The organism is Viridibacterium curvum (assembly GCF_039544165.1).
Taxonomy (GTDB): domain Bacteria; phylum Pseudomonadota; class Gammaproteobacteria; order Burkholderiales; family Rhodocyclaceae; genus Viridibacterium; species Viridibacterium curvum.
Genome location: NZ_BAABLD010000008.1, coordinates 754712 through 780943, shown reverse-complemented (window position 1 = coordinate 780943; position 26232 = coordinate 754712). Strand labels below are relative to the sequence as shown.

Sequence of the window (26232 nt, the reverse complement as noted above, 5' to 3'; positions counted from 1 at the left end):
GATAGCGAAATCAAAGATGCGCAATGCGTAGTGCTCAGCGCACGCTCACCGTCGTACCCTTCCAGCGCGGGTCCTGCCACTTGTAGAAGGCGGCCAGTGACTCGAAGCGGTCGGCCCAGCGGGCGACCTGCAGGCTGTCGAGGTTGAGGATCTCGAAGCTGCGCTTGTAGCGGCCGTCGACGCGTACTTCGCGCGCGGCAAGGATCTGCTGGTTGCCGGGCACCCAGCCGGCGAACTCGATGTAGCCGATGGCCGGGCCTTCGGTCGTGAAGTTGGCGGAAGGCGGGATCACATCGACGTTCCAGCCTTCTTCGCCCTTGCGGAACAGCCACAGTTCGCGCCAGGTCTCCCCGGTCTGCACAGCGACCGTGACGGCTGTGCGTTGCGCGTTGACGCTGGCCGAGGCAGTCCACACCGTGCCCCAGGTGCAGCGCTCGAACACCGCACTGCTTGCACCCCCACCTGGGCCATTCGGCCCAGGCTGCCCCCCAGGGGGGCTGCGAAAATCTTGGGACGGCCCGGCGATTTTCTTGTTCTCCTTGGCGTCGATCAACTGGATGCAGGTTTCACCGGGTTGGCCGGCGCGGGTCGTCAGGCTCAGGCTGGCGGGCTTGCCCGGCAGTTCGGCGGCCCAGCGCACGGCACCGACGCGCACGGCGGCATCGCTGTAGCTGTTGGCGTCGTCTTCGGTGAGCTCGCTCTTGTTGATCGCGGCGAGGCTGCCGAGTGCACGCTGGGCCGTTTCCATCGGGTTCTCGTTACGGCGTGCCTGTTGATACGCGATGGCAGACAGCACACCGGCGCGTCGCATGTGGATGCGGTTCTTCAGGTGCTCGGGCAGGGGCGTGGTGTCGACGCGGCTCAGCACGTCGTAACGCCAGGCGTCGAGGCTGGCACGCTCGGTGGGCGTCAGCGTGGGGCTCACGCAGTCGTGGCGCGTGAGGGCCAGCGCGGCGCGGGCCTTCTGCTCGGGCGTGCTTTTCGGCAGTGCCATCACGCGGCGGAAGGCTTCGCCGTCGTAGCAGATCTGCATCTGGCCGTCGCGTTCGAAGCTCTGCATCGAGACCCCATACGCAGCGACGACTTCGAGTTGCTGCGCGGTCAGCACGTCACCGGCCTTGCCGCGTGATTGCGAAGCGCGGCGGGCGAGGCGATCGGCCATGGTGCCCAGGGCATCGAAGGCTTCCGGCGTGATCGCCTCGGCCGGTGCAGCGTGCAGGAAGGCCGCTGCGTGGCTGATGCCCAGCGCCTCCTGCCCCGGCGTGTCGCGAACGAACTGTGTGACGGCGAGCAGTGCCGGGGCGGATTCGGCGTTGAGGGTGTAGCGCCGCACCTGGGTGGCGCGCAGGTAGCCGCCGCGCTCGCGGCGGTGATCCCACACCTGCAGGAAGTCGCCCTTCTGGCCGCGCACTTCCAGGCTCTCGCCCTGCGCGAGCTGGACCTGCTGCGGTGCCGAGTCACGCGGTGCGGCGCGCAGGGCGGTCTGGTCCTGCGTCACGATGGCCATGACGGTGAGTGCGGTGGCGAGCATCATTCGGCTCCTTCTTCAGCGGTCTTGGGCGCGGGGGCCGGCGCAGCGCCGTTGCCGATGAGGTTGCTGCCAATGAAGCCGCCGGTGTTGGGCGGGGCGATGATCACCGAGATCTTGTCGCTGAGCTTGTCGGCCATGGCCTTCTGGATCAGCAGCGGGTGTTTCGACAGCAAGGCACCATCGCGCTCCATCTGCGCGCTGGCGGCTTTGCCCATCACTTCGACGCGGTAGGCATCGGCACTCGCGAGCTTCTGGCGCGATTCGGCCTCGGCGACGACTTCGATCTTGCGTGCTTCAGCCTCGGCTTCGGCGCGTTTGATGCGGGCGATTTTCTCGGCGTTGGCTTCCAGCTCGCGTTGCTGGATCTGCTTCTCCTTGAACGGCAGCACATGCTTCATCGCTTCAGCCTGCGCCTTGGCGGCGATTACCTGTTCGTTGCCGGCCGCTTCGGCGGCTTTCTCGCGGCGCACGGCTTCGGCAGCGCTTTCCAGCTCGGTTTGCTTGACCTGCTTTTCCTTGAGCTCCAGCGTGTAACGCATCTTCTCGGTGGCGAGCTCTTCGGACAGCAGGTGGTCGAGACCGGCGCGGTACTCGGCCGGCAAGTCGACCTTGCCCATCATCACGCCGCGCAGGATGATGCCGTCCGCCGCGAGCTTGGGCTTGAGCTCGGCTTCGATGCTTTGCTGGATCTCGGCGCGCTTGGTCGAAAAGATCTCGCGCACCGTGTAACGCGTGAAGGTCTTGTAGACCACGCCCTGCACTTCGGGCTCAACGACCTGGCCACCAATGTCATCGGGCAGCGACTTCGCAATCGCGCTGACGCGCGCCGGGTCCAGCGCGTAGCGCACGGTCAGCTCAACGCCCAGCGACATGCCCTCGAGCGACTGGAAGGGGGCTTCACCTTCCGCTGTCGCGCTGCGCTCGGCGCGGTAGATCTGGTCGCGCAGCGAGAGGCGGCGGATCTGGTGCAGCCCGGGGATGAGCAGGGTCGAACTGTCGCGCACCTCGGTCACCGAACCCGTCAGCTGGTTGGTGCGCAGGCCCACTTCGCCGCGCTCCACCGTCGTCACGGGCGGATGCTTGATCACCGCGTAGCCCACACCACCGACGAGGGTGACGAGAATCAGCGGGCGCACGACGCTGCGCAGGCCGTCGAGCTTGACGGCGTCAGGCGTCTGCAGCCGGCCGGAGATCTTCATGCGCAGGGCGCGCAGGGCGGCGGAGATACGGTTCATACGAGGCATGTTCATGGCGGTGCTCCCTTCGGTTCGGTGGTGGCTGGCGTGATTGCCTTGCCGTGATGCCATCTTCGAACCGGGGCCGTGGAAGGCTCAATGACGCGGCCTTCCGACTTTCTTCCGGGGGGCGGAAGGAATCTTCACGTCGGGGACAAATGAACAAATGCCGTCATTCCCGCGAAGGCGGGAATCCTGTGTCGTAATCGCAAGCTCGTAAAGTCGCTGGATTCCCGCCTGCGCGGGAATGACGGTGTGGGGTTGTTGCCAAAGACGCGGGATCTGTTGCCAACCAGAAATGAAAATGGCGAACCGGGCAAGGCCCGGTTCGCCTTCAGCTGGAAAAGACAGTTCAGCAACCGCAGGCCGGCATGCTGCCCGTGAAGTGTGCGGCCTTGCCCACAAGCTGTCCCTCACGGGCCTGCGATGACATATACAAACGATAGTCGTAGCCGCAGCTGCTGCCCGGCAGGCTCACGATGAAGTCGATGCGGCCGTCGCTGTCCAGATCTCCCACCCAGTGCACGATGGGCGTGGTGTCTTCGCCGTAATGCCCTTCTGCGTCGGTGCGGAAGAGGAACTGCTTCGTCGTGCCATCACCGAGGTGGTAGCGGAAGCTGCCGTCGGCCAGCTTCACCCACGACAGCTTCAGCGAGTCACTGCCCGGCAGCTTCCAGTAGCCCAGCTTGTGCAGGCTGCGATGCTGCGTGGTCGGATGGTTCTCGTCCGGCTGGTAATGGGTGGTGACCGGGCCTGTTGCAAGGTTCAGTGCGTTGAAAACGGCGAGTGGCGAATCGTCGATCAGCAGCTCCTCGCTGGGCTCCAGCTCACCCAGGACGTTTTCTTCTTCGGCCAGCGCGATGCGCACGCGCGCCCGGCGCAGTTCGCAGCCCTTCTTGTCACAGAACAGGCCTTGCCAGCCGGGGCTGCGCGGCAGCGCGTCGCGCTCGTAGCGGCCACCGTCTCCGAGACTGACGAAACCGGGAGTGGGCGACGGAGTGTCCTGCGCATTGGCAGCGGTCGAATACGCCAGTGCGATGGCGCCGATCATGCACAGCAGGTACAGCCAGTGCGCCTTGTAGCGGCGCAGGTTGCGCCAGGTCTGGGTGATGCTCTTGTTCATGGTGTCCTCCCGGTTTGTCTGAAGAGGGCCGGCATGTCGCCTGGCCGTGATGCCATCTTCAAACTGCGCCCGTGGAAGGCTCAACGCCGCTACCGGCCGACTTTCTTCCGGGGCGCGGAAGGAATCTTCACAAGCCGTTTTCGCTCTATCAAACCGGGCAGAATGGCCTCGTCATTCCACGAGGAACCAAGATGAAGCCCGCTAGCCAACCCTCCCGTACCGAAATAGTGCTGGTCCTCCTGATGACTGCACTGTTGCTGGGTGGCATCTACTTTGTCCTGAAGTCCGATGCCGTCGTGACCACAGAGTCTGAGACGGAGACCGTCGAGACCGCGGACGAAGGTGATGAATCGGCGGAGGGTCAGGACGAGACATGCGAACAGGCGTCTGGCGCGGAAATCGCCGCCGCTTGTGAACCCCGGGAACAAGCCAGGTTTGAGGTCTCCCGCCTCGAAGGTCAGGGCGAGCTGGCGTTGATGTTCTCTGACGAGATTGCCGAGCAGGTCTGGCTCATTTTCCGCGCCCACAAATGTGAGTCAGAGAATGTGACCGTATATACCCGGCGCGACCACCCGGAATCGCTGGTTGTGTCGCGCTGCGAGAGGGTCAGTCAGCCGAAGAAGGAAGGGCAGGAAGACGTTCTGGAACGTGAGTACAAGATCATGGTAGTGGTCCGCGAAGATCGCATTTATGAGCTTGCCAATGCTTCAGAGTACGGATTCATGAACGCCTCCGGAAGCGTAGGCTATGTAACGGATATGAACGCAGATGGGCACCTTGAACTGTGGCTCTATGGCAGAGTCTGCGAATGTGATGGCCTGAAGGAAGGCGAGACTTGTGAGTGTGAGGGGACGAAGATTGTCGAGCACTTCGAGGGCGAGCTTCGTCCTTACACTTCGGAACTGAACGCAAAACGAGCAACACGTGACTAGTTTGCAATCTGCAAGCAGAGGAAACTCAGCATGACCAAAGTCGCCGTCATCGAAGACGACATTCCCACCAGCAACCAGCTGCGCGGCTGGATCGAGGCGGCGCGCCCCGGCATCGTCGTCGAGCAGTGGTTCACACGCGACGAGGCCGAGGCGGCGATTGCGCGCGAGCAGTACGACGTCATCCTGCTCGACATCGAACTGGGCCGCGAACGCAACGCCGGCGTGGCCATCATCAATGCCATCAACAAGGCCGGCACGACGCCCGTGCTGGTGGTGTCGGCGATGCCTGCGGCGATCTACCGCAGCATCATGAAGGCGCTGGACGCATGGGACTATCTGCAGAAAACAACGTTCGAGGAGAGCGACTTCGTCGAGACCTTCCTCGACATGCTGCGCAGTGCCAAACCGCGTAGCGAAGCCGCACCGGCAGCGCCTGCAAGGGAGGAGCTCTCCATCGATCCGCTGCGGCAGGGCGCAACGCAGTGGCGTGGCAAACGCGTGAACCTGCCGCTGACGGCCCAGCGCATCCTGCTGGCGCTGTACGAGCATTCCGGGCAGGTCGTGTCTTACGAAGACCTGTTCCAGGTGGTGAAGAGCGGGCGCAACCGCGACAACATCCGCAAGCATGTCAGCACCATCCGCGACGCCTTCCGCGAGATCGACCCCGATTTCGACGGCATCGAGAACGTGCCCATGCGCGGCTTCCGCTGGGCGCAGGGCGAGCGCTGATGCAATCGCTCAGCCGCGCGCTGGCCTGGCTGGCGTCGATCCGCCTGCGTTTCTTTTTCCGCGTGGTGTTTCTGCTGCTGGCGTGCGCCATCGTTGCGCTGGCGGTGTTCGTGCTGCGCGAAGAGAAGCAGCAGGGCTTCGATGCCTATCGCGAGGGCTTCGCCAAGACTGCCGACCAGATTGCGGCGCGCTTGCGTCACCCCACGGGGCAGCTGGCGCTTCTGAATCCCGAAGCAGGCGGGCAGCACCTGACGCCCTTGCGGCCCTTGTTGCTGCCTTATGCCGCGCTCGATTTCGACGATCCCGGCAAGGTACGCGTAGCGGTAGAGACCTCGGGCTGCCTGGTGCAGTACCCCGACGATGCGGCGATGTGCGTGGCCGTCGGTTCGCGGCAGTGGGCCGGTGCTTTCGTCTATGTGGCCGGACGTGTGAACGTCGACACCCTGGTGTCGCACCGTCAGGGTCAGCGTGATCTGAGCCTGGCGCATCGCATGCGCGTGCAGCTGGCGCTGCGCGGTGTGCAGTACAACTGGCTGGCCGTCTTCGAGGGTGAGACACCGCCCGAGGCGCGCGCCCAGCGCGGCCGGCTCACGGGTTTTGTCGAGCGTGCCGATGGCGACTACAGCCGCATGCGGCCCCAGCGCGACTTCCGCGGCTGGCTATGGCAATCGCCGGAATGTGCGCGCCCGCAGGAGGTGCCGCAGGGTGCGGCAGACTGCGCGCGCGAAGTGTTCTATTCGCTGCGCCTGCCCGTGGCCTTGCTGGCCGAAGAGTTCGACACGCGTCGCAACACCGTGTGGCCACCGCCTGACCTTGCTGACATGCGCGTGAGCCTGGCCCTGCATGCGCCGGGCAATGCGACGCCGCTGTTCGACAGCAACCACGATGAAGCGCGCATGGTCTTCCAGCTCGACGACCTGCGCAGTCTGCTGCTGCCCGGTGAGAGCCTGATGATCCGCAAGGTCGGTAGCAGCAAGCCCGGCGCCGAGCTGCTGCGCATGGTGGGCACCGACGATTCGGAAGACCCGGTGTCGCCGCTGATCAATGCCCTGATCCGTCGCCTGCCCGTCGACGCCGGCACGCTCAAACTCGACGCGCAGGAATTCATCAGCACGCCGGGCGGTCGTTACGAGCTGTTGCTTGCCGGTGACGTGCGCAACGCCAACCGCATCCTCGCGCGCACGGCGACGCGCATGTCCTGGATCGTTGGCGCCTTGCTGCTGGCCATTGGCATCGCCTGGTTCCTCATCGAGCTGGGCATCATCCGGCGCATTGCCATCCTCACCCGCCGCACGCGTGCCGCGCGCCAACTGGCGACGGCGGCAGAGCGATTGGAACAGTTCGACGTGGCCGACCTGCGCGGCGGCGACGAGCTGGGCATCCTCGCCACCAACCTGCACGAGTTGCAGGGTCGCGTGCGCGAAGACATGGCCCGCGAAAAGATCCGCGCCGCACAGGAGAAGGACATGTGGCATGCCGTCGGCCACGAGATCATGTCGCCGCTGCAGTCGCTGCTCGCCCTGCATGGCAGTGATGAGGACGCCAGTCGGCGCTACCTGCTGCGCATGCAGCAGGCCATCCGTGTGCTGTACGGCCATGCCTCGCCCAGCGAAGCCTTCGAGACTACCCAGCTGCAGCTGCAGGCGCTGGACGTCGACGCCTTCCTGCAGGCGATCGCACAGAACGCGCCCGCCGCCGGCATTGCCGATGTGCGCTACACACCGGCCGGCGCGCCCGTGTTGGCGCGTGCCGACGAGTTTCCGCTCGAAGACGTGGTGACCCACGTGCTCAGCAATGCCGCGCGCTTCCGATTGCCCGACACGCCGATCAGCATCGAACTCGCCCGGGACGCCGAGCGCGTGCACATCCGCATTCACAACGCAGGCCCGCAGATCGCGCCTGACATGCTCGACAAGATCTTCGAGTACGGCGTCTCTGACCAGCCCGACTCCGCCGCGCAGGGCAATCGTGGCCAGGGCCTGTTCGTCGCCCGCACCTACATGGCCAAGATGGGCGGCACCATCGCTGCGCGCAATGAAGAAGATGGCGTGAGCTTCACCCTCAGCCTGATGCCTGCCAAGGATTCCGCATGAGCTACACCTTGCGCCCCCTGAACCTTGCCGATCATCTGCACCTGCTCGCCCTCATGCAGGCCACGGCGCGCTACCTCGCCCGCAATCCGGGTCTGAGCTTCGTTGCCGAAGTGGCAGACGAAGTGGTCGGCTGCCTCATGGCCGGCCACGACGGCCGGCGCGGCTACCTGCAGCATCTGCTGGTGCTGCCTGCGTATCGCGGGCAGGGCATCGCGCGGGCGCTGGTCGACGCCTGCCTCGCCGCGTTGGCGCAAGAGGGCATCGCCAAGTCGCATTGCGACGTGCTCGTCAGCAACGCAGCGGCGCAGGCCTTCTGGGCGCACCTGGGCTGGGCGAGGCGGGACGATATCCTGCGGTTTTCGGTTATCACCGGTGGGGAAGACAACGCATGAGCATCAATCTGACAGAGGTCGATGGGGTAGCCATCCAGCCGCGGCATCGTGCGCGCTGTCATTGCGGCAGTGTCGAGCTGGAGCTGGACTTGCCGGATGGTCTGATCGATGTGCGCCGCTGCGATTGTTCGCTGTGTCGGCGGCGGGGAGCGATCGTGGCATCGGTGCCTCTGGCGGGCATTCATGTCATCAAGGGCGAGGAGCATCTGACGCTCTACCAATTCAACACACGCACGGCGCGCCACTATTTCTGCCGCGTCTGTGGGATCTATACCCATCATCAGCGTCGCTCGAACCCGACGCAATACGGCTTCAACGTGGCCTGTCTGGACGGTGTGAATCCCCTCAGGATCGAAGGCATTCCAACATACGATGGGGTGAATCATCCGGCAGACCGCAAGACGGGAGAACAGTTGTGACTTACACGGTGTTCGGCGACATCCAGTCCGGCAATTGCTTCAAGATCCGCCTTGTGCTGGATCAGCTGGGCTTGCCGTACCAGTGGCGCCACGTCGACATCCTGAACAAGGAGACGCACACGCCCGAATTCCTGGCGATGAATCCCAACGGCAAGATTCCCGTGCTGGTGTTGCCGGATGGCAGTTGCCTCGCGGAGTCGAACGCGATCCTGCACTACCTGGCTGAGGGCTCGACGCTGTTGCCGACCGATCGCCTGCTGCGTGCGCAGGTGCTGCAGTGGATGTTCTTTGAGCAGTACAGTCATGAGCCGTATATCGCGACAGCGCGCTACATCGTGCGCTACCTGGGGCGGCCGCCTGCGAAGGAGCAGGCCTTGCAGGACAAGATGCCGGGCGGGCATCGCGCACTGGGTGTGATGGAGCAGCATCTGGCTACCCGCCAGTTCTTCGTGGGCGAGCAGTACTGCATCGCCGACATTGCGCTCTACGCTTACACGCACGTCGCGCCGGAGGGCGGCTTCGACATTGCGGCCTACCCGGCGGTGAAGGCCTGGCTGGCGCGCGTTGCTGCGCAACCCGGCTATCGCGGGATGAACTTGCCCGACTGACACCGCTGCGGCCCCAGTTCTGGGGGCAGACAGGGATGCAGGAGTTTCTTAGCTTCGGCCTCTTTCACTGCGATACTTCAGCCTGTGATGCATTCAAGCAAACCTGCCAATCCTGATTCCGCCCTGCTCGCCGAGCAGCTTGCCCGTGTGGCGCTGGGCGACCGTGCAGCCTTCCGGCGCGTATATGAACTGAGTTCAGCGCATCTGTTTGGCGTGGCGCTCCGTATATTGAACCGGCGCGATCTGGCGGAAGAGGTGTTGCAGGAGTCCTTCGTCAGCGTGTGGCACAAGGCGGGGGACTACCAGGCGTCGATGGCGGCGCCGATGACCTGGCTGATCAGCGTAGTGCGCAACCGTGCGCTGGACCTGGTGCGCAGTGCGGCGCAGCGGCATGAGACGGCGCTGCCGCAGGACGAGGATGGGCGCGAGCTCGATATCGAGGACGGGAAAGGGGATCTGCTCGACATGCTGGGAGAGGCCACCGAAGCGTTGTCGGTACGCGGCTGCATGGACGCGCTGGATGCCCCGCACCGGCAGAGCCTCGCGCTGGCGTACTACCACGGCCTGTCGCACAGCGAAGTGGCCGAGCAGATGGCGGCACCACTGGGTTCGGTGAAGGCCTGGGTACGGCGCGGGCTGGATCGCCTGAAGCGCTGTCTGGAGGCGCAGGCATGAACTACCAACGCCCCGAGTTGATCGACAGGCTGGCCAGCGAGTACGCGCTGGGCACCTTGCGCGGCCCGGCGCTGCGGCGTTTCCGCCGCCTCATGCAGCAATCGCCGCAGATCCGGCAGGCCGTGCAGCAATGGGAGACGCGCCTTGCTGCGCTGGCGGTGTCGGTGCCGCCGGTGGCGCCACCGGCAAAAACCCTGTTGGCCATCGAAGCGCAGCTGGGCTGGGCGACCAAGCCCCGGGCTTCACTGTGGTCGTGGCTACGCCCGGCAATGGTCTTCTCGGTGGGTCTGGTGATCGGTGTCGGCGCGGTGATGCTACAGCCGCAGCGCTTCGTCTCGCTCGACGCGCTGGCGCAGCGCGAGCAGGCCCTGCCGCAGAGCTACGTGGGCCTGCTGACCGACCGCGAGGGCCGCCCCACGGTGCTCGCCAGTTCGACCCGGCAGGGCACGCGCATGACCATCAAGCTGCTGCGCCCGCTCGACGTGCCGACCGGCAAGGTGCTGCAGCTGTGGGCCCTGCCGCAGGACGAGGCGGGCAAGCCGCTCGCCGCTTTCCCGCTCGGCGTGGTGCCTGCCACTGCCAAGGGTGGCTTCGAGATGGCCGCAAGCGCCGAGAGTCTGCTCAGCAACGTGACGCGGCTGGGCGTGACGCTGCAGGAAGCGCCGGCTGCGGCCGGTGATGCGCCGCCCGCTTCAGCTGAAGCCTTCGTGCTGACGGGGCATTGCGTCAAGCTCTGGTAGCTAACGCCCGTTGGTTCAGCAGCGCGCGGCCCCGAAAAGGCAGGACATCGTTGCCACCGCGGTCAGCTGCAACCGCAAGCCCAGCCAGGCCTGCAGGCCGTGCGCGGGGTACACCCGGCGGTCCACGCCATAGCACAGCAGCAACATCAGCCCGAGCAGCAGCAAGGCGTGTCGCGCGGGCAGCAGCAGGGCCGCAGCGGCGACCAGCGAGGGCAGCACACCCCACAGGAAGCGCGCCGCGCCGCCGTCGCGAAATGCGAGGCCCCAGTGAATGCCGCCCAGAAACGAGACGATCACCGCTGCATAGGCGCCTAGTGCCTGGCTGGCAAACGCGTGCCAGGCGCTGGGTCCGGCCCACAGCAGTGCCGCCGGTATTACGAAGGGGACGAGGCCGGAATGGCCCAGGCAACGAGCCAGGCGCCGGGGGGCCAACGGCTTGGGCGGGGAATACAGCCTCATCAGAACGCGCTCTCCCCTCGTAGCGGCCTACTTCACCAGCGGACGCACGGCAGTGAAGCCGCCATCCACGGGAATGATCTGACCGGTCAGGCGCGCGGCGCCATCACTGAGCAGCCAGGCCATCACCTCGGCCACCTGTTCGGCGGTCTGCACGCCTTCGAGCGGGTATTGCCGGGCGGCGCCCTCGCGCAAGGATGCGACCTTGAGCATGCCGGCCGTCATCGGCGTGTCGGTCATGCCCGGCGCCACGGCGTTCACGCGCAGGCCCTGACCGGCATAGGTGGCGGCTGCGCTGCGCACCAGCGCCTCTACGCCGCCCTTGGCGGCGGCGATGGCCTCGTGGTTGGCGACACCGATGCGCGCCACGACCGAGCTGGCGAACACCGCTGCGCCACTGCCGCCCTGCAGGGCCGTGATCCAGGCCTGCAGCATGAACACCGCACTGTCGAGATTGACGCGCATCACGTCGTGATAACTCTCGAGGCGCGTGCGATGCAGCGGCGTGATGAGTGTGCTGCCGACACAGTGTGCGAGCAGCGTCGGCATGGCGCCGAGCACTTCCTGGCAACTGGCGACCGCCAGCGCAGCGCCTCCGGGCGTGGTGGTGTCGGCCACGATGCGCGCGGTGGCATCGACCTCGGCGAGCCGTGATTCATCGCGCCCCACTGCGGCAACGCGGTAGCCCTGCGTGTGCAAGCGGCGCGCGAGGGCACGACCGATGCCGCCGCTGGCGCCAGTGATGAGAACGATGGGAGTCATGAAGGCTTGTTCCTTGAAAGAGAGCAATCGGTTTCAGTGGTTCGCACGCTTGCGGTCCAGTCTTGCGGCCCACCGCTGCAGGCGAGGCCGCAGGCGCAGGAAAAGCCTGTAGCAACGCTCCAGCAGCCACTCCACGCCGGGCAGGTGCGCCATGCGCGCCAGCCAGCGCCATCCCGGCAGCGCCGCCCACAGGGCTACAAAGGCCGCGGCGCCGCTGAGCAGTTCGCCATCGGGATTGCGCAGGTGAAAGCGCGCCAGCAACTCGGCGCGCGTGCGCCCCGGCGGCAGCGCGGTCCTCGTGTCGCTGATGTCGACAAAGCACAGCGGCGCGCGCGGCTCCAGGCTGCGGTAGAGCGCCATTTCACGGCGGCACAGGGGGCAGTCGCCGTCGTACAGCACGGTCAGTGGCGCGGTATTGGGTGAGGTCTCGGGCATTACTGCTTAGCCTCCTGCGCGGCGCCGATGTCGAGTCCGGGCGCGGCACGCTTCCACCACTGCGCAAAGGCATCACAGCGCCTGTCGATGGTCGGGAATAACGGCGCCTCGGGCACACAGGTGGCGAGCTGCGACAGCCAGGGCGACAGGTGCGGCTCGGCGACGCTCCATACACTGCGCGCCGAGTGCAGCGCCGTCGCGATGGCCTGCGCGTCGCCCACCCAGCAGCATTCCGCCAGCTCGGCCATGCGCGTGCTGACAAACCGCCAGCGTCGCTCGCTCCAGGGCCAGGCGCGATGGAAGTCGGTCAACACGAGGCCGATCACGCAGACATCGGGCGGCAGATCGGCTGGCAACTTGCCGAGGTTCCAAGGGTGGACCAGCCACACGTCGCGATGCTTGACGCGGGCCGCATCGGGCGCGCTCAGCCCCGCATCGCCGGGCGGGTGCGCCAGTAGCGGGGGCTCGGTGACGGCGGGCGTGGTGGCAGAGCCTTGCGCGCGGAAGGCCGGGTCGCGCGCCCACTCTTCCAGCTGTGCGTAGGTGGTGTCGATCACCGAGCCTGCGCTATGCCAGGCGGGCGGCGCGTAGCGCGCCACGTTCTCGGCATTGAAGAGGTAGGGCTTGCAGCTGCCGGTGCCGGCCACCCACTGCCAGCTCAGGTGGTTGCTGGCGAGGTCGCCATCGAGCAGGTGGCCGTACAGCCAGTCGGCGCCAACGCGCCAATGCACCTTGCGCAGGTGCACCACATAGCTGGCCAGCCACATGCGCGCGTGGTTGTGCAGCATGCCGGTGGCGTACAGGCTGCGCACCGCCGTGTCGATGACCGGCACACCCGTGCAGCCATGGCGGATGTCATCGGGCAGGCTGCGGCTGTAGGCCGCATCCGGCAGGGGCCCCGCGTGCAGGGACTGGAATATGCCCTCGCCCCGGTGCTGCCAGACATGACGGAAGTAGGCGCGCCAGCCCAGTTCGAAGACGAACTTGTGCTGCACATCCAGCGCATGGCGTGCCGCAACGCCCGCCAGCACCTCGGCCAGCGTCACGAAGCCATGCGTGATGTAGGGCGACAGCCCGGTCACCGCTCCGTCGATGGCGTTGCGCGTGCGCGCGTAAGCGGCCGGCTGCACGGCGGCGATGCGGGCATGGGCTGCCGCGAGGGTGGGGGCGAAGTCTTCAGCCATGCTGGCCGCCTGGTGCGTGAAGCAAGGCGTCAGCCTCAGGCTTTTTTGGCCCAGGCACTGCACCAGCCCGCTGCGGCGACCTTGCGTGTGCCGAATGCGGGGCAGCCGCCCAGCTTGTCAGAGGCCTTGCCCTGGAACAGCGCACAGTTGCCGCAGTTGTGGCCGGCCGCGTACTGCGGAAATTTCTTCGCATCGGCCCGCTTGGCATCGGCGACATAGCCCAGCGCAACAGCCTGGGGATCCTTTTCATCCAGCGTGGCCTGCGCCTGCGCCCGTGTGGCGAGGGCGGCACCGGATGCAGCGAGCGTAAGCAGGAAAACGCGACGGGAGACTGGGTGCTTCATGGCAGTTCCTTCCTTGAGTGTGAGACAAGCCGGTGGCAACAGACTTGGGTGGGTATGCCGCAAAAGGCCGAGCAATAACGACTCGGTTTGACTACACGAGCGAATATAGACAAGACAATCTGCGACAAAGCGAGTCAAAATGAAGTCACAAACACGAAATCAGGGGTAAACATGGGAAAAAAGCTGGTCGGCCCTCTGTCGGGCAAGCCCTTGGCCGGGACGGCTGACAGGTCGGGCCTCCGCAGTGGCGCCGTGGCCCGCATGCTGGGCATGCCGGTGACGACCCTGCGCGTCTGGGAGCGGCGCTATGCGCTGACCCGGGCGGCGCTGTCGGCCAGCGGACAGCGCCTCTATTCGGCCGACGATGTGCAGCGCCTCGCGCTCATCAAACAGCTGGTAGACCGCGGCCACGCCATCGGCAGCCTCGCCGGCATGGACATTTCGCAGCTGCAGGGTGTGGCGGCCACGCACGCCAGGACGCGTGCGCGCACCGCAGAGGGCGAGCTGGGCGAGCCCCGAGCGGCCCCGCAGGCGCGGCCCTGGCGGCTGGCCGTGATCGGCGCCGGGCTGGCGCGGCGCATCCAGCGTTCGCGGCCACTGCTGCGCCGCCTCGGGCGGCCGCTGGTGCTGCTCGGGCCATTCGAAAGCTTCGCCGAGGCGGCTGCGGCGTTACCTGCTGCGGAGGTGGATGCCGTGCTGTGTCATGCGCCGCAGCTGCACGCCGGCTGGCTCGACGCCGAGGTGACGCAGGCGCCCGCGCTGGCGCATGTGCCGCGCGCCGTGCTCTACGGCTTCGCCGCCGATTCAACCTGCGAGGCCCTTGCCGCCGCCGGCTTTGCGCTGCTGCGCGAGCCGCAGCCCGATGCCGTACTGGCCCAGTGGTTGCGCGCCTTGAGCCAGGCGACGCCGCCTGCAGCGGCGCCCCCCATGCACGAGCCCGAGAGCGTTCCACCGGTGCGCTGGGATGTCACGGCGCTGGCCGACTTTGCCGTGCGCTCATCGACCATCGCCTGCGAATGCCCGCGCCATGTGGCCGAACTGCTGGCACAGCTCACGCACTTCGAGGCCTACAGCGCGCAGTGCGAGAACCGCAGCGCCGCCGATGCCGAACTGCATGGCTATCTGCGCCGCGTGGCCGCCGCCGCGCGGGCGCGCTTCGAGTCTGCGCTGGAGTACGTTGCCCTGCACGAGGGCCTGCCCCTGCCAGCGGCACGGCCCGTCAGCGCGAAAGACGCGCGGGGCTCAGGCGCTGCCTGAGTTGCTGCCAGAGTTGGTACCTCCGTTGGTACCGCAGTTGGTACCTGAGTCGCCGGGCCGCGGCAGCGGCAGGGTCAGGCGAACCGTTGTGCCCGCTGGCGAGCTGCTCAGCAAGAGCTCGGCACCCAGCGTGCGGGCGCGTTTGTCGAGGCTGTTGAGTCCCTTGCCCTGGCCGCCCTGACGCGTGGCGTCGACCTTGAAGCCGCAGCCGTCGTCACGCACTTCGATGACCAGCGCGGTCGGCGACTGGCTGATTGACACCCACAGTGTCCGCGCGCGCGCGTGCTTGAGCGTGTTGGTGATGCTCTCCTGCACGATGCGCAGGATGGGCAGCTTGCACTCGGGCGGCAGGCTCTGCTCGTTGTGGTCGAGCTCGGCATGCCACTGCAGCGCGATGCCGGCGGACTTGAGGCGCGGCTCCATGCGGAAGCGCAGATTGCCCAGCGCGAGGGCCAGCGAATCGTCGGCGTCGTTCGAGGTGTCGATGGCCAGACGCAGGTCGTCGATGCAGCTGCGCAGCAGCTCGTAGGTCTGCTCGCGGCTCAGCTCGCCGGCCTGCGCCATGGCCAGCGAGCTGACCAGCTGCGAGCCGAGGCCGTCGTGCATGTCCTGCATGAAGCGCTCGCGCTCCATGATGCGCAGATTGGCGGCTTCGGCGGCGCGGATGCGCTCATGGGTCAGCGCGAGTTCGGCGCTCTTTTCTTCGATGCGCGACTCCAGTGTGCGCGTCAGGTGGTCGGCTTCGTCCTGCGCCTGCGCAAAGCGCACGAACATGTTCCACGCCACGGCGATGAACAGCACGGGCGGCCCGTAGTGCAGGTAGTAGGGCGTGCTGTAGTCGAGCAGGTTGGCGTAGACCAGCCAGGCATGCAGGCTGAGGCCGAACACCACCGAGGTGGCGCCCAGCAGCAGCACGGTGGCGGCGCTGCGGTCACGCCAGGCGACGCGCGCCAGCGCGCCGAGGATGTAGGTGCCGATCAGCAGCAGGATGGCGTAGCAGGCGGTGGTGGTGCTGCGGAACTGCAGCGCGTCGACCGCCCACAGCACGCAGGGCGCCAGCACGGCAAAGGCGGCCATGCCGCGCTCCAGCCAGGGGCGGCGCAGGTTCTCGAAGCGCAGCACGAACATGAACATCAGCAGCGCCACCCAGATTTGCGAGCTGGAGACCAGCAGTTCCCAGTAGTGCACGGGCAGCGGCAGGTCGCGGAACAGGAAATGCGTATTGCGTATGCCCCACAGCAGCACCGAGGCGCCGTAGTAGCCGTAGGCGCTGCTCCAGCGGCGCAGCATCCAGGCCAGCAGGGCCAGCGAGCTCAGACCCACGCTGAGCGCGCTGGTCATTTGCACGGTGATGAGCTGCCAGAAGTACTGGTCGCGCCACATCTCGGCAACCGGCGTGCCCACACCGAAGTAGAGCTCGGAGAGACCGCCCGCGTCGTTGGCATAGGCCTTCACGCGGTAGTGGATGACATTGCGCCCCTCGACCAGCAGGCTTTTCGGGATGACGTAGATCTGCGGGCGGTACCACTGCCGCGCGATCGGCTCGGTAAAGCGTCCGCCCGAGCCGACGAACTCGCCATTGATGAAGGCCGCGCCGTTCATGCTCACCTTGGGCACGTGCAGGGCCGAGAGCTGCAGCTGCTTTGCGTTGAGCGTGAACTCGATGCGATACCAGGCAAAGCCGCCGACGCCGGGGCGCGTCAGGCTCCAGTTGTCCGGCAGTTGCTGCGGCTGCCAGGCTGCGCTGTCAGGCGGTGGCGTCAGCGCGTCGCTGAAGAGGATCTGCGCTTGGTCAAGACGCGTTGGCGCGGGGGGCTTCGGTGGGGTGGTGGGTTTGCCGGCGGTGCTCTGGGCAAGCACGCTGGCACACAGCAAGGCCGCAAGCAAAGCGAAAAGACCGGTGGCCCATTTGAGGCTGGCGAACCATCTGAGGGAGTGAGGCTTGGGCACGTAAGGCTTTCGCGGTAGCTGGGTCTCGCCAGCTTACAGCCACCCGCGCTGGCGGGCCTCGAACACGGCTTCGCCGCGCGAATTGACTTCCAGCTTGCGATACACGCGCCGCAGGTAGCCCGTCACGGTGTGCCAGGTGATGCCCAGGGCCTGCGCCACCTCGTCGTAGGTCAGGCCCTTCTCGATGAGGCGCAGCACTTCGTGTTCGCGCACGCTCAGCGTGTTCTCTGATTCGGGCACAGCGGGGGCGCTGGGTGCGGCTGGTGAAGGGGGGGTGGAAACGAAGTGCTGCAGCATGCGCCGCGCCACGCTGGGGCTGATCGGCGAGCCACCTGCCACCAGCTCGGCGATGCGCTGCGCGATCTCGCCGGTCGATGAATCCTTGAGCAGGTAGCCCACGGCGCCGGCAGCGAAACTGCTGACGATGTGTTCGTCGTCGCCAAAGGTGGTCACCACCATCACCAGCGCGCCGGGCTGGTTGCTGGTGATCCAGCGGATGAACTCGCGCCCGTCCGCGTCGGGCAGGCCGAGGTCGACGAGGTAGACCTGGGCGGCATGGGTCTGCGCCAGCGCCTTCGCTTCCGCCACGGTCTGCGCGGCGAAAGCCAGCGTCAGCCCGCTGTCGGCCTGCACGGCGCTTTCGAACAGGCGGCGCACGTGGGTTTCGTCATCCACCACGGCGACGGCGATCGGCAGCATGGCGCTGCTGTGTGCCGTGTGAGGTGCAGAGAGAGGGGCAGGCCCGTTTGTCATCACCCGAGCGTATCGGCGCCCCCGGGGCTTGGCAACGGATTTGTCATGCGCGCGTGGCCCCAATGTTGGGGCTATCTGGCGAAGGCCTGACGTTTCAGAGTCTGCCGGCGCTGAGGGCAACACGCCACACAACACGCCGCAAAAGTATTTTGCGAAAGCTGCATCCGATTCCGGGGGCCATTCCGTATGTGGGGTGTCCGGCCTTGAATCCGGCAAACCTTCAACTCACACAGGGAGTCACACCATGAATCGCATCACCATCCGTATCACTTTCGCTGCCGCCCTCATTGCCCTGACCGGTATGGCACAGGCCAATCCCACCATCGAAAAGAACGGCATCCTCGCCAGCAAGGAAGGCCGCACGCTCTACACCTTCGACAAGGATGCCGCCGGCAAGAGCAACTGCAACGGCGCCTGCCTGACCGCCTGGCCGGCCTTTGCGGTTGCCAACCCGGCCGCGGCAGATGCCGACTTCACGATCATCAAGCGTGACGATGGCAGCAGCCAGTGGGCCTTCAAGGGTCAGCCCCTGTACTTCTTCGTCGGCGATGCGCAGCCGGGCGATGTGAATGGCGACAAGTCGGGTGGCGTCTGGCACGTCGTGCCTGCGGCCAAGAAGGCTGCCGCGGTTGAGGCGCCCAAGAGCGGCTATAGCTATTGATGTTGCAGGATGCCGCGCACCTGGTGTGCGCGGCTCTGGTTTGAATCACAGGAGTCAATGTGATGGCAGTCAATTCGGGTCTGGCCGTGGTGACCATGCTGGGTAATGCGGGCGGTATCGGCCCGGGTCATACCGCGCTGGTGGTCGGCAGTGACACCTACTCGTTCGAAGACTGGGCGTTCTGGCAGGCGCCGAGTGATGCGTGGATGTTCTTCAACACCCGGCAGTACCTGCTGCAGATGAACCGTACGCGCCCTGCGATCGTGCAGGAGCTCACGCGCAGCGTGCAGTTCAAACCCATCGCTACCTACCTGGTCGAATCGATCCAGGCGGGTGATCAGTACGCGGCCGATGGCGTTTGCAGCTCGCAGGTCGCAGCCGCCCTGGTGCGCGGCACGGGGCCGGAATTCCGGCCACGTGGCATCGTCACTCCGCGCGAGGTGTATCTGATGCTGCAGCGTTCCGGCCTGGTGTCGCGAAGCTATTACTACTGGCCCGACGAGCCATCATCGCTGACCCTGCCCGGTGTACCCCCGCCAAAATGGGTTATCACCGAGCGCTTGCGGCGTGAGTATCCCGGCATCGTGCGCGCGCCTGACGATGGCGTCGTGAGCTGGAGCAAGATCAGCCTCCCGGCCCCCGAAGCACCGGCCGCTCCGCCACCGGAAGCCGCGCAGGCGCCGCGCGCCGAATGGCTGACCGGCGTGCAATACCGGCTGCGCTATCTCAAGCTCTACACGGGCCCGGTCAGCGGCGTGCATGATGTGGCGAGTCGTGATGCGGTGAAGGCTTTCCAGCGAGCGCAGCGCATCGCCGTTGACGGCATTCCGGGGCCGATCACCCAGGGCAAACTGGTTGCGGCCTGCGGCTTCTGAAGTGATCGCGGGTGGGCCTGGCGCTTCACCCCTTATCCCGCAACCCGCCGGGTGAATGTGAACATGCCTGGGGTTCGCTGTCGCAAGCCGGTAAAATGCCGCGTTTTGCCAGCCGCAGCCGTCACGTGAACGCCGCCCAACGCCTCGACGCCCATATCCAAGCCCTCGGCCTGTCGCTCGATGCGACGGTGCGTGAGCGGCTGCTGGCCTACGTTGCCCTGATCCTCAAGTGGAACAAGGTCTACAACCTCACGGCCATCCGCGACGAGGCGCAGGCGATTGACCTGCACATTGCCGACTCGCTGACACTCCTGCCGCACATCACGGTGGACCGCCTCGCTGACATCGGCGCCGGGGCCGGCTTGCCGGGCATCGTGCTGGCGATCTGCCGGCCGGATCTGGAAGTCCATCTCGTCGATACGGTCGACAAGAAGTGCGTCTTCATGCGCCAGGCGGCGGGCACGCTGGGGCTCAAGAACGTGACCGTGCATCATGCGCGGGTCGAAAAGCTGGCGCTGACGCCGTTTCCGGCCATTACGTCGCGCGCCTTCGCCGAACTCGCGGATTTCGTGAACTGGACCGGGCATCTGCTGGCCGACGGGGGCCGCTGGCTGGCCATGAAAGGCGTGTATCCTTCTGACGAAATTGCGCGGCTGCCGGCCGGGGTGACGGTGGCCGGATCCATTCCGCTGCACGTGCCGGGGCTGGACGCCGAGCGGCACCTGATCCTCATCCAGAAAACCTGATTCCAGAGGCTGAAATGGCCCGCATCTTTGCTGTTGCCAACCAGAAGGGCGGGGTCGGCAAGACCACCACCACCGTCAATCTCGCTGCCGCGCTTGCCGCCCATGGCCAGCGCGTGCTGCTTGTCGACCTCGACCCGCAGGGCAACGCGACCATGGGCTCCGGCGTCGACAAGCGCACCGTGCCTTCCACCGTGTACCAGGTGCTGGTGGGCCTCAAGACGCTGAAGGAATCCTTCGTCCGCGCCGAGGAGTCGGGCTACGACGTGCTGGCTTCGAACCGCGAACTGGCAGGTGCCGAGGTCGAGCTGGTCGAAATCGACAACCGCGAAAAGCGCCTCAAGGACGAACTGGCGACGGTCGATGCCGATTACGACTTCGTGCTCATCGACTGCCCGCCCTCGCTGTCGATGCTGACGCTCAACGGCTTGTGCTCAGCGCACGGCGTCATCATCCCGATGCAATGCGAATACTTCGCGCTCGAAGGCCTGTCCGACCTCGTCAACACGATCAAGCAGGTGCACGCCAAGCTCAACCGTGACCTCAAGATCATCGGTCTCCTGCGCGTGATGTTCGACCCGCGCAGCACCTTGAGTCAGCAGGTGTCGGCGCAGCTCGAAGCGCACTTTGGCGACAAGGTTTTCAAGGCCGTCATCCCGCGCAATGTGCGGCTTGCCGAGGCGCCCAGCCACGGCCTGCCGGGCGTGGTGTTCGACAAGGCCGCCAAGGGCTCGCAGGCTTACCTGAGTTTCGCCGCCGAGATGATCGAGCGGATCAAGACGATGTGATCGCCATGCGACCTTCTGAAGCCCTTCAACAACATCGCAGCGAAGTGCTGGCGCTGGCCTCGCAGCACCATGTGCGCAGCCTTCAGGTGTTTGGCTCGGTTGCACGCGGTGAGGATACGGACAGCAGTGATCTGGATCTGATCGCGGAGTTTGAGGAGGGCGCTACCTTGTTCAATGCCTTCGCCCTGCAGGAGTCGCTGGAGGCTTTGTTGAAGCATCGCGTTGAACTGGCCACGCGGGAAGGCCTCCATCCCCTCATTCGCGAGCAGGTGCTGCGTGAGGCGCGGATGCTATGAATGCGTCGCGTCGCAACGAGAATCTCTATCTTGCGGACATCGTGCAGGCGGCGCGCGAGATCGAGACTTACACGACACTGAGCAAGGAAGATTTTCTGGCTGACCGCATGCGTCAGCGCGCAGTGATCCAGTGTTTTGAAGTGATTGGCGAAGCGAGCAAAAAGCTGGCCCCTGAATTTCGTGGCGAAAATGCCCATATTCCGTGGCGCTACATGGCAGCATTTCGCGACAAGCTGATTCACGACTACTTTGAGGTCGACCTCCAGCTGGTGTGGGCGACCGCCCGGCAGGAAATTCCGGCCCTGATTGTGCAACTTGAACAACTCGCTCAGCGTCTGGGCGAGTAAGAAACAGACATGAATCCACCCAAGATCAAGAAAGGCCTCGGTCGCGGCCTCGAAGCCCTGCTGGGCGGCGACACCTTGCCGTATGACAACGTCGGCAACCTGACCACCCTGCCCGTCGACAACCTGCAGCCCGGCAAGTACCAGCCGCGTACGCGCATGGACGCCGGCTCGCTCGAAGAGCTGGCCGCGTCGATCAAGGCTCAGGGACTGATGCAGCCGATCACGGTGCGCCCCATCGGTGGGGGCAAACACGAAATCATCGCCGGTGAGCGCCGCTGGCGCGCTTCGCAGATCGCCGAGATGACCGAGGTGCCGGTCATCATCCGCGAGATTCCGGATGAAGCCGCGCTGGCCATGTCGCTGATCGAGAACATCCAGCGCGAAGACCTCAATCCCCTCGAAGAAGCACTTGGCATCCAGCGCCTCATCGACGAATTCGGCATGACCCACCAGCAGGCGGCTGACGCACTGGGCCGCTCGCGCCCGGCAACGTCGAACTTGCTGCGACTGCTGCAACTGTCGAACCCCGTGCGCGAAATGCTGATGGTCGGTGACATCGAGATGGGCCACGCGCGTGCGCTGCTGGCGCTCGACGCCGCAGGCCAGATCCTCATCGGCAACCAGATCGTCGCCAAGCGCCTGTCGGTGCGCGACACCGAGAAGTTGGTCAACAGTCAGCTCGCGCCCAAGGATGCGAAGACGGCCAAACGCGCCGAAGCCAGCACCGATTTGCTGCGTCTCGAAGAAGACCTCTCCGACAAACTTGGTGCCATGGTAAAGATCAAGGCCAACAAGAAGGGTGCGGGCACGCTCTCCATCGACTTCGGCAGCCTTGATCAGCTTGACGGTCTGCTGGCACGGCTCAAGTAACGCTGCGTGACGCCAGAGCTCTTCAACCTGCTCGCCCAGCTGCCGCTGACCAGCGAGGCAGAGGACTTCCAGACCCTGTTCGAGAGCGATCTCGTGCGCATCGAGCGCATCGTCTCGGACGGTCAGCGCAGTGACCCCGATTTCTGGTACGACCAGCCACATGACGAATGGGTCATGCTGTTGCGCGGTGAGGCGACGCTGGAGTTCGAAAGCGGTGATCTGCGCACCTTGCGCGAAGGCGACAGTCTGCTGCTGCCGGCGCGCTGTGTGCACCGCGTGGCCTGGACCGGGCCGCGCACGGTGCGGCTGGCCATTCACGTATTCGGCTGAAAGTCAGCGGGGCAAACGGAGGGCGGCGATGAGCGAAAGCTGGTTTCACTGGGCCCTCTTCTCAGCTGTTTTCGCAGCACTGACCGCAATCTTTGCCAAGCTGGGTCTCGATGGTGTCGATTCGGACTACGCGACGCTGATCCGCACCGGCGTCATCTTCGTCGTGCTCGCGGCGATCGTGCTGGCGCTGGGCAAGTGGCGCAATCCGCTGGCTCTGCCCTCACGCAGCATCGTCTTCCTCGTGCTGTCGGGGTTGGCGACCGGCGCTTCGTGGCTGTGCTACTTCCGCGCGCTCAAGCTGGGCGAGGCCTCGAAGGTGGCGCCGGTCGACAAGCTGAGTCTTGTGCTGGTGGCGATCTTCGCGGTGCTCTTTCTCGGCGAACGTCCGGATGCGCGCAGCTGGCTGGGCATTGCGCTGGTCGCTGCCGGCGTCCTGATCCTCGGCTTCAGGCGCTGACGGGCGTCAGCAATTCCTGTCTGGCCTGACGGATGATCGAGCTGCCGGCGGACAGGGCGAGGCCACCCATGACCACGGCGACGGCCAGATCCGGCCAGCCCTGACCGGTGCCGAAGACGCCTGCCGCAGCGAGCAGTACGGCAATGTTGCCTAGTGCGTCGTTGCGCGTGCATAGCCACACCGAGCGCATGTTCGCCTCGCCTTCGCGGAAGGCATACAGCAGCACCGCCACCGAGACATTCGCGAGCAGGGCCAGCAGGCTGATGGCGCCCATCGTGAACGGCTCCGGCGGCTGACCCTGGCTTGCCTGCCAGATCGCGCGCCTGAGTACGAAGATGCCGAAGCCCGCCATCGACAGACCCTTGAGCATCGCTGCGCGGCTACGCCACACCGGCAGCATGCCCAGCATGGCCAGCGCAATGCCGAAGTTGGCGGCGTCACCGAGGAAGTCGATGGCGTCGGCGAGCAGGGATACTGATCCCGCTTTCCAGTCGGCGGCGAACTCGACACCGAACATTGCGGCATTGATCAGCAATGCGATCCAGAGTGCGCGGCGCACGCGGGTGCGGGTCTTTTTGGGAGCGTGGCAATGGTCGTCGTGGCAGCAGCCGGGCATGGCGTGATTCCGGAACAAATCGGCAATGCCTGCATCAGCTACCCTGTAGCCAATACAGGGTCAAGCTCTTGCCGGAGTTGTCATGCAAGCGGCCAATCTGAAGATCGGAGACCTGGCCCGCCTCGCTGGCTGCGGGGTGGAAACCGTGCGCCACTACGAACGCGAAGGCTTGCTGCCAACCGTGGCGCGCACGTCAGGCAATTACCGCCTGTATGGCGAGGCGCATGTGCAGCGCCTGCGCTTCATTCGACGTTGTCGGGCGCTGGGCATGAGCCAGGACGAAGTGCGTACCCTGCTCGACCTGCAGTCCCGGCCCGGCGAAAACTGCGAAGCCGTGGACGCCTGCGTGACGGCGCACATCCGCCACGTCGAACACCGCATCACGGAATAGCAGGCGCTCCTGCACGAACTGCAGGACTTGCGCGTCAGCTGCGGGTGCAGCGATGTGGTCGCCACATGCGGCATTCCCGGTGCACTGCAGACTGACCAGCCTGTGGCTATTGCAACGGCCCATCCGCAATCCGGCGAGGGCTGCTGCTGACGAAAAAAAGCCTGCCAGGGTGAACCGTGGCAGGCAAGGAGACAGACCGGTGCGACGGCAATCAGTAACCGCTGTTGTTGTATTCGTTAAATCGGTTGGCGGAATAGGTGCAGCTGCTAGAGCAATACGGGCGGCCGGCTGTCGAGGTGCCCCAAGGCGCGCTGCTGCGGATGAAGCTGTCGATAGCTGTGTCACGGATCACCAGCTGACCGTTCGGCGAGGAGCCATTCACGTAGCTCGACACGCTGCTGACGCCTTCGTCCCAGGCACGACCGAGGTAGATGGTTCCGGTCGAGGCGCTGCCTGTGGAGTTGATCGTGCTGCTGATCACCAGGAAGCCGTAGCTGTTGGCCGCCACCGTGCTGGGCGCAAAGATGTAGCTCGCGACGCCGGCACCGAGACGCGCGGCGGAGTACTGGATGGTGCAGCCGTGGAAGACGGCAGTGCCGTGGCCGAACACGAAGTCGGTGTCGCCCTTGATGAAGCTGGAGCGGAAGTAGGCGCGGATCACCGTCGAGTAGCTCGTCGAGCCGACATACACCGTGTCCTGGTTACCGAGCAGGCGCACGTTCTGGTACATGCCTTGGTCACCGCGTTGTGCCAGCGCCAGCGCCGACTGGTTGCTGCCGCTGTAGGTGCCCTCGGCGTAATCGTTCGAGATGGTCAGGTTGATGACGCGGAAGTACTTGGCCAGCACGGTCAGCGTGGCGCTGTTGAGCGTGCCGACGGTCGTTGCGGACGAGTTGCTGACGCAGCCGTTGGTGACGGTGCCGGTAGATTTCGGCGTCAGGTTGGCATTGTTGTAGACGAGCGTCGTATCGGACGCCGTGGTGCTGATGCCGTACAGCGTGATCGGTGGCGCCGAAGCGGGCACGCAGACCACTTCGCGATAGGTGCCGGCCTTGACGCTGATGTACTTGCGGGTCGTGCCGCCCGCGGCCACGGCGGCGCTGATGGCGGCCTGGATGGTCTTGTAGCTGGCGGTGCCGTCGCTGGCGACAGTGTAGTTGGCGGTGAAGCTGCTCGAAGTGCCGACGCCGCCGGTGGGGTCCCAGTTATCCGTGGTCAGCGAGCCGATGGTGCCGGCCTGCGCCATGTATTTGGCGATGGTGTAGCTCGCTGCCGTGGTGCTGGTGAGCTGCGGGCGGGTCGAGGTGCTGGTGGCGGCCGTGGCGGGCAGGCTCGCAACCGTGGCAAAAGTGGCGCAAACAGCGGCCAGCAGGTTCCGCGACATGCGGAACGGGCGGAAGGCATTCATGGCGTTCTCCGGATCGGGGCGGCGCGGGGATAAGGCCGACCACTCGCGCGGCCGGCCCGTGCAGCTCAGGCTGAGGCGGACCTCAGTAGGCTGTGATGTTGGAAGTCGTCACGACGCAGTTGGTCGTACCCCACTTCTCACCCAGCGAAGTCGGCTCGGCACCAGTGTTGTTACCGGTGTAGGCCACGCAGACCTTGGGACTGCCCTTGGTCCAGCCCTTGATCGACAGGTTGGTGATGGTCGCCGTGTCGCCGTAGTTGCTGTTGATGCCGACGACAGCGGCCGACACGCCGTTGAGCTTGACGCTGTCGATGATCACCTTGCGGGCGCCGCTGCTGGTGTTGGTCGTGCAGTTACCGCAGGAGCGGTAGAGCTTGCCGATCGTCTCGCCATAGAAGCCGCCGTAGATCTGGATGGTCGAGCCCAGACCGTTGTGCTGGAATACCTTGTCTGCGGCGCTGTAAGCCGCGCCGCCCTTGACGTACATGACGGTGCCCGAGCCGCCCTTCATGGTGGCGGCGTCTTCGCAGACATCGGCCCAGGTCACGTTCTCGAGCTTGCAGTTGCCCAGGCAGTGGATACCGTCGGCGGCTGCGCCGGCCTTGATCACGACGTTCTTGATGGTGGCGCCAGCTTTCAGCACGAACACCGGCGCCTGGCTTTCGGACTGGCCGTCGCAGGACGTGCCGACCGTGGCGCCGCTGTAATCAACTGTGCCGGAGATAGTGGAGGTGGCGTGGCTCATAGTGGCGGTGGCTGCCAGAACCAGGCCGAACATCAGGTTGCTGTAACGCATGGGAGTCTCCTCTGTTGTGATGCAGGCACCCCCAAT

General features: G+C 65.6%; 32 protein-coding genes. 19 read left to right on the top strand and 13 right to left on the bottom strand.

Translation table 11 applies throughout. The features are described 5' to 3' along the window. Positions 1 to 34 precede the first annotated feature (34 nt). The 3 genes from ABEA02_RS11420 to ABEA02_RS11410 all read right to left on the bottom strand — a co-directional run bounded on the left by ABEA02_RS11420 (position 35) and on the right by ABEA02_RS11410 (position 3889). Complete coding sequence (locus tag ABEA02_RS11420) at positions 35 to 1534, bottom strand: SH3 domain-containing protein (RefSeq protein WP_345533081.1); 1500 nt, start codon at positions 1532 to 1534, stop codon at positions 35 to 37. Beyond that, positions 1531 to 2781 carry an SPFH domain-containing protein gene (locus ABEA02_RS11415; RefSeq protein ID WP_345533080.1) on the bottom strand — a complete coding sequence of 417 codons (1251 nt, stop codon included), beginning with the start codon at positions 2779 to 2781 and terminating at the stop codon, positions 1531 to 1533. The genes ABEA02_RS11420 and ABEA02_RS11415 overlap by 4 nt, the downstream gene beginning before the upstream one ends. Positions 2782 to 3118: 337 nt before the next feature. After that, positions 3119 to 3889 (bottom strand): hypothetical protein, encoded by a 771-nt coding sequence (locus ABEA02_RS11410; RefSeq protein WP_345533079.1) that lies wholly within the window; start codon positions 3887 to 3889, stop codon positions 3119 to 3121. A gap of 191 nt (positions 3890 to 4080) precedes the next feature. Here ABEA02_RS11410 and ABEA02_RS11405 point away from each other — a divergent pair, with 191 nt between their 5' ends. From ABEA02_RS11405 to ABEA02_RS11370, 8 genes are all read left to right on the top strand, one after another. Continuing rightward, positions 4081 to 4821 (top strand): hypothetical protein, encoded by a 741-nt coding sequence (locus ABEA02_RS11405; protein WP_345533078.1) that lies wholly within the window; start codon positions 4081 to 4083, stop codon positions 4819 to 4821. Between the two features lie 30 nt (positions 4822 to 4851). Next, positions 4852 to 5550 (top strand): response regulator transcription factor, encoded by a 699-nt coding sequence (locus ABEA02_RS11400; RefSeq protein ID WP_345533077.1) that lies wholly within the window; start codon positions 4852 to 4854, stop codon positions 5548 to 5550. Then, positions 5550 to 7643 carry a sensor histidine kinase gene (locus ABEA02_RS11395; RefSeq protein WP_345533076.1) on the top strand — a complete coding sequence of 698 codons (2094 nt, stop codon included), beginning with the start codon at positions 5550 to 5552 and terminating at the stop codon, positions 7641 to 7643. Before ABEA02_RS11400 ends, ABEA02_RS11395 begins: the two co-directional genes overlap by 1 nt. Then, positions 7640 to 8035, top strand: coding sequence for a GNAT family N-acetyltransferase (locus ABEA02_RS11390; protein WP_345533075.1), 396 nt, complete (start codon positions 7640 to 7642; stop codon positions 8033 to 8035). The genes ABEA02_RS11395 and ABEA02_RS11390 overlap by 4 nt, the downstream gene beginning before the upstream one ends. Beyond that, a complete protein-coding gene (locus ABEA02_RS11385; protein ID WP_345533074.1) occupies positions 8032 to 8454 on the top strand; it encodes a GFA family protein in 423 nt (140 codons plus the stop codon). Before ABEA02_RS11390 ends, ABEA02_RS11385 begins: the two co-directional genes overlap by 4 nt. Continuing rightward, positions 8451 to 9062 (top strand): glutathione S-transferase family protein, encoded by a 612-nt coding sequence (locus ABEA02_RS11380; RefSeq protein WP_345533073.1) that lies wholly within the window; start codon positions 8451 to 8453, stop codon positions 9060 to 9062. The genes ABEA02_RS11385 and ABEA02_RS11380 overlap by 4 nt, the downstream gene beginning before the upstream one ends. Before the next feature lie 87 nt (positions 9063 to 9149). After that, positions 9150 to 9737, top strand: a complete 588-nt coding sequence (locus ABEA02_RS11375) for a sigma-70 family RNA polymerase sigma factor (protein WP_345533072.1) — start codon at positions 9150 to 9152, stop codon at positions 9735 to 9737. Then, positions 9734 to 10477 carry an anti-sigma factor gene (locus tag ABEA02_RS11370; protein ID WP_345533071.1) on the top strand — a complete coding sequence of 248 codons (744 nt, stop codon included), beginning with the start codon at positions 9734 to 9736 and terminating at the stop codon, positions 10475 to 10477. Before ABEA02_RS11375 ends, ABEA02_RS11370 begins: the two co-directional genes overlap by 4 nt. A gap of 15 nt (positions 10478 to 10492) precedes the next feature. Here ABEA02_RS11370 and ABEA02_RS11365 read toward each other — a convergent pair whose 3' ends face one another. From ABEA02_RS11365 to ABEA02_RS11345, 5 genes are read right to left on the bottom strand one after another with little or no spacing between them, the layout of a single operon-like run. Then, the gene (locus ABEA02_RS11365) at positions 10493 to 10936 is read right to left on the bottom strand and encodes a DUF3429 domain-containing protein (protein ID WP_345533070.1); all 444 of its coding nucleotides are present in this window, start codon (positions 10934 to 10936) and stop codon (positions 10493 to 10495) included. A 27-nt stretch (positions 10937 to 10963) separates the two neighbouring features. After that, positions 10964 to 11695 carry an SDR family NAD(P)-dependent oxidoreductase gene (locus tag ABEA02_RS11360; protein WP_345533069.1) on the bottom strand — a complete coding sequence of 244 codons (732 nt, stop codon included), beginning with the start codon at positions 11693 to 11695 and terminating at the stop codon, positions 10964 to 10966. Positions 11696 to 11728: 33 nt separating this feature from the next. After that, positions 11729 to 12130, bottom strand: coding sequence for a thiol-disulfide oxidoreductase DCC family protein (locus ABEA02_RS11355; RefSeq protein WP_345533068.1), 402 nt, complete (start codon positions 12128 to 12130; stop codon positions 11729 to 11731). Next, entirely contained in the window at positions 12130 to 13314 is a 1185-nt protein-coding gene (locus ABEA02_RS11350) for an FAD-binding domain-containing protein (protein ID WP_345533067.1), read from the bottom strand. The genes ABEA02_RS11355 and ABEA02_RS11350 overlap by 1 nt, the downstream gene beginning before the upstream one ends. A 35-nt stretch (positions 13315 to 13349) precedes the next feature. After that, positions 13350 to 13658 (bottom strand): high-potential iron-sulfur protein, encoded by a 309-nt coding sequence (locus ABEA02_RS11345; RefSeq protein WP_345533066.1) that lies wholly within the window; start codon positions 13656 to 13658, stop codon positions 13350 to 13352. Between the two features lie 171 nt (positions 13659 to 13829). Between ABEA02_RS11345 and ABEA02_RS11340 the strand changes: the two genes are divergently transcribed. After that, positions 13830 to 14915, top strand: coding sequence for a MerR family transcriptional regulator (locus ABEA02_RS11340; RefSeq protein ID WP_345533065.1), 1086 nt, complete (start codon positions 13830 to 13832; stop codon positions 14913 to 14915). Here the strand turns inward: ABEA02_RS11340 and ABEA02_RS11335 are convergent. Together ABEA02_RS11335 and ABEA02_RS11330 are read right to left on the bottom strand one after the other, a co-directional pair. Further along, positions 14901 to 16865 (bottom strand): sensor histidine kinase, encoded by a 1965-nt coding sequence (locus tag ABEA02_RS11335; RefSeq protein ID WP_345533064.1) that lies wholly within the window; start codon positions 16863 to 16865, stop codon positions 14901 to 14903. The genes ABEA02_RS11340 and ABEA02_RS11335 overlap by 15 nt on opposite strands. A gap of 33 nt (positions 16866 to 16898) precedes the next feature. After that, positions 16899 to 17564, bottom strand: a complete 666-nt coding sequence (locus ABEA02_RS11330; RefSeq protein ID WP_345533063.1) for a response regulator transcription factor — start codon at positions 17562 to 17564, stop codon at positions 16899 to 16901. Between the two features lie 298 nt (positions 17565 to 17862). On the opposite strand from ABEA02_RS11330, the gene ABEA02_RS11325 reads away from it, so the two are divergent. The 9 genes from ABEA02_RS11325 (at position 17863) to ABEA02_RS11285 (ending at position 22985) form a co-directional block, all read left to right on the top strand. Then, positions 17863 to 18279, top strand: coding sequence for a COG4315 family predicted lipoprotein (locus tag ABEA02_RS11325; RefSeq protein ID WP_345533062.1), 417 nt, complete (start codon positions 17863 to 17865; stop codon positions 18277 to 18279). A 62-nt stretch (positions 18280 to 18341) separates the two neighbouring features. Beyond that, positions 18342 to 19154, top strand: coding sequence for a peptidoglycan-binding domain-containing protein (locus ABEA02_RS11320; protein ID WP_345533061.1), 813 nt, complete (start codon positions 18342 to 18344; stop codon positions 19152 to 19154). Between the two features lie 95 nt (positions 19155 to 19249). Beyond that, on the top strand, positions 19250 to 19900 hold the full coding sequence (gene rsmG, locus ABEA02_RS11315) for a 16S rRNA (guanine(527)-N(7))-methyltransferase RsmG (protein WP_425584677.1): 651 nt from the start codon (positions 19250 to 19252) through the stop codon (positions 19898 to 19900). Positions 19901 to 19914: 14 nt separating this feature from the next. After that, positions 19915 to 20685 (top strand): ParA family protein, encoded by a 771-nt coding sequence (locus ABEA02_RS11310; protein WP_345533059.1) that lies wholly within the window; start codon positions 19915 to 19917, stop codon positions 20683 to 20685. A 5-nt stretch (positions 20686 to 20690) separates the two neighbouring features. Continuing rightward, positions 20691 to 20981: a nucleotidyltransferase family protein gene (locus ABEA02_RS11305; protein ID WP_345533058.1), complete on the top strand. Its 291-nt coding sequence runs from the start codon at positions 20691 to 20693 to the stop codon at positions 20979 to 20981. Beyond that, positions 20978 to 21328: a HepT-like ribonuclease domain-containing protein gene (locus ABEA02_RS11300; protein WP_345533057.1), complete on the top strand. Its 351-nt coding sequence runs from the start codon at positions 20978 to 20980 to the stop codon at positions 21326 to 21328. The genes ABEA02_RS11305 and ABEA02_RS11300 overlap by 4 nt, the downstream gene beginning before the upstream one ends. 9 nt (positions 21329 to 21337) lie before the next feature. After that, positions 21338 to 22198 carry a ParB/RepB/Spo0J family partition protein gene (locus ABEA02_RS11295; RefSeq protein ID WP_345533056.1) on the top strand — a complete coding sequence of 287 codons (861 nt, stop codon included), beginning with the start codon at positions 21338 to 21340 and terminating at the stop codon, positions 22196 to 22198. Between the two features lie 6 nt (positions 22199 to 22204). Further along, positions 22205 to 22528, top strand: a complete 324-nt coding sequence (locus tag ABEA02_RS11290; protein WP_345533055.1) for a cupin domain-containing protein — start codon at positions 22205 to 22207, stop codon at positions 22526 to 22528. Positions 22529 to 22556: 28 nt separating this feature from the next. Continuing rightward, positions 22557 to 22985, top strand: coding sequence for an EamA family transporter (locus ABEA02_RS11285; RefSeq protein WP_345533054.1), 429 nt, complete (start codon positions 22557 to 22559; stop codon positions 22983 to 22985). Here ABEA02_RS11285 and ABEA02_RS11280 read toward each other — a convergent pair. After that, positions 22975 to 23601, bottom strand: a complete 627-nt coding sequence (locus ABEA02_RS11280; RefSeq protein WP_345533053.1) for a cation efflux transmembrane domain-containing protein — start codon at positions 23599 to 23601, stop codon at positions 22975 to 22977. The two genes, ABEA02_RS11285 and ABEA02_RS11280, sit on opposite strands and share 11 nt — an antisense overlap. Before the next feature lie 82 nt (positions 23602 to 23683). Here ABEA02_RS11280 and ABEA02_RS11275 point away from each other — a divergent pair, with 82 nt between their 5' ends. Then, complete coding sequence (locus ABEA02_RS11275; RefSeq protein WP_345533052.1) at positions 23684 to 23992, top strand: MerR family transcriptional regulator; 309 nt, start codon at positions 23684 to 23686, stop codon at positions 23990 to 23992. Positions 23993 to 24203: 211 nt separating this feature from the next. On the opposite strand, the gene ABEA02_RS11270 is transcribed toward ABEA02_RS11275, so the two are convergent. Continuing rightward, entirely contained in the window at positions 24204 to 25400 is a 1197-nt protein-coding gene (locus ABEA02_RS11270) for a pectinesterase family protein (RefSeq protein WP_345533051.1), read from the bottom strand. Positions 25401 to 25482: 82 nt separating this feature from the next. Beyond that, on the bottom strand, positions 25483 to 26196 hold the full coding sequence (locus ABEA02_RS11265) for a pectate lyase (protein ID WP_345533050.1): 714 nt from the start codon (positions 26194 to 26196) through the stop codon (positions 25483 to 25485). Between the last annotated feature and the right edge of the window lie 36 nt (positions 26197 to 26232).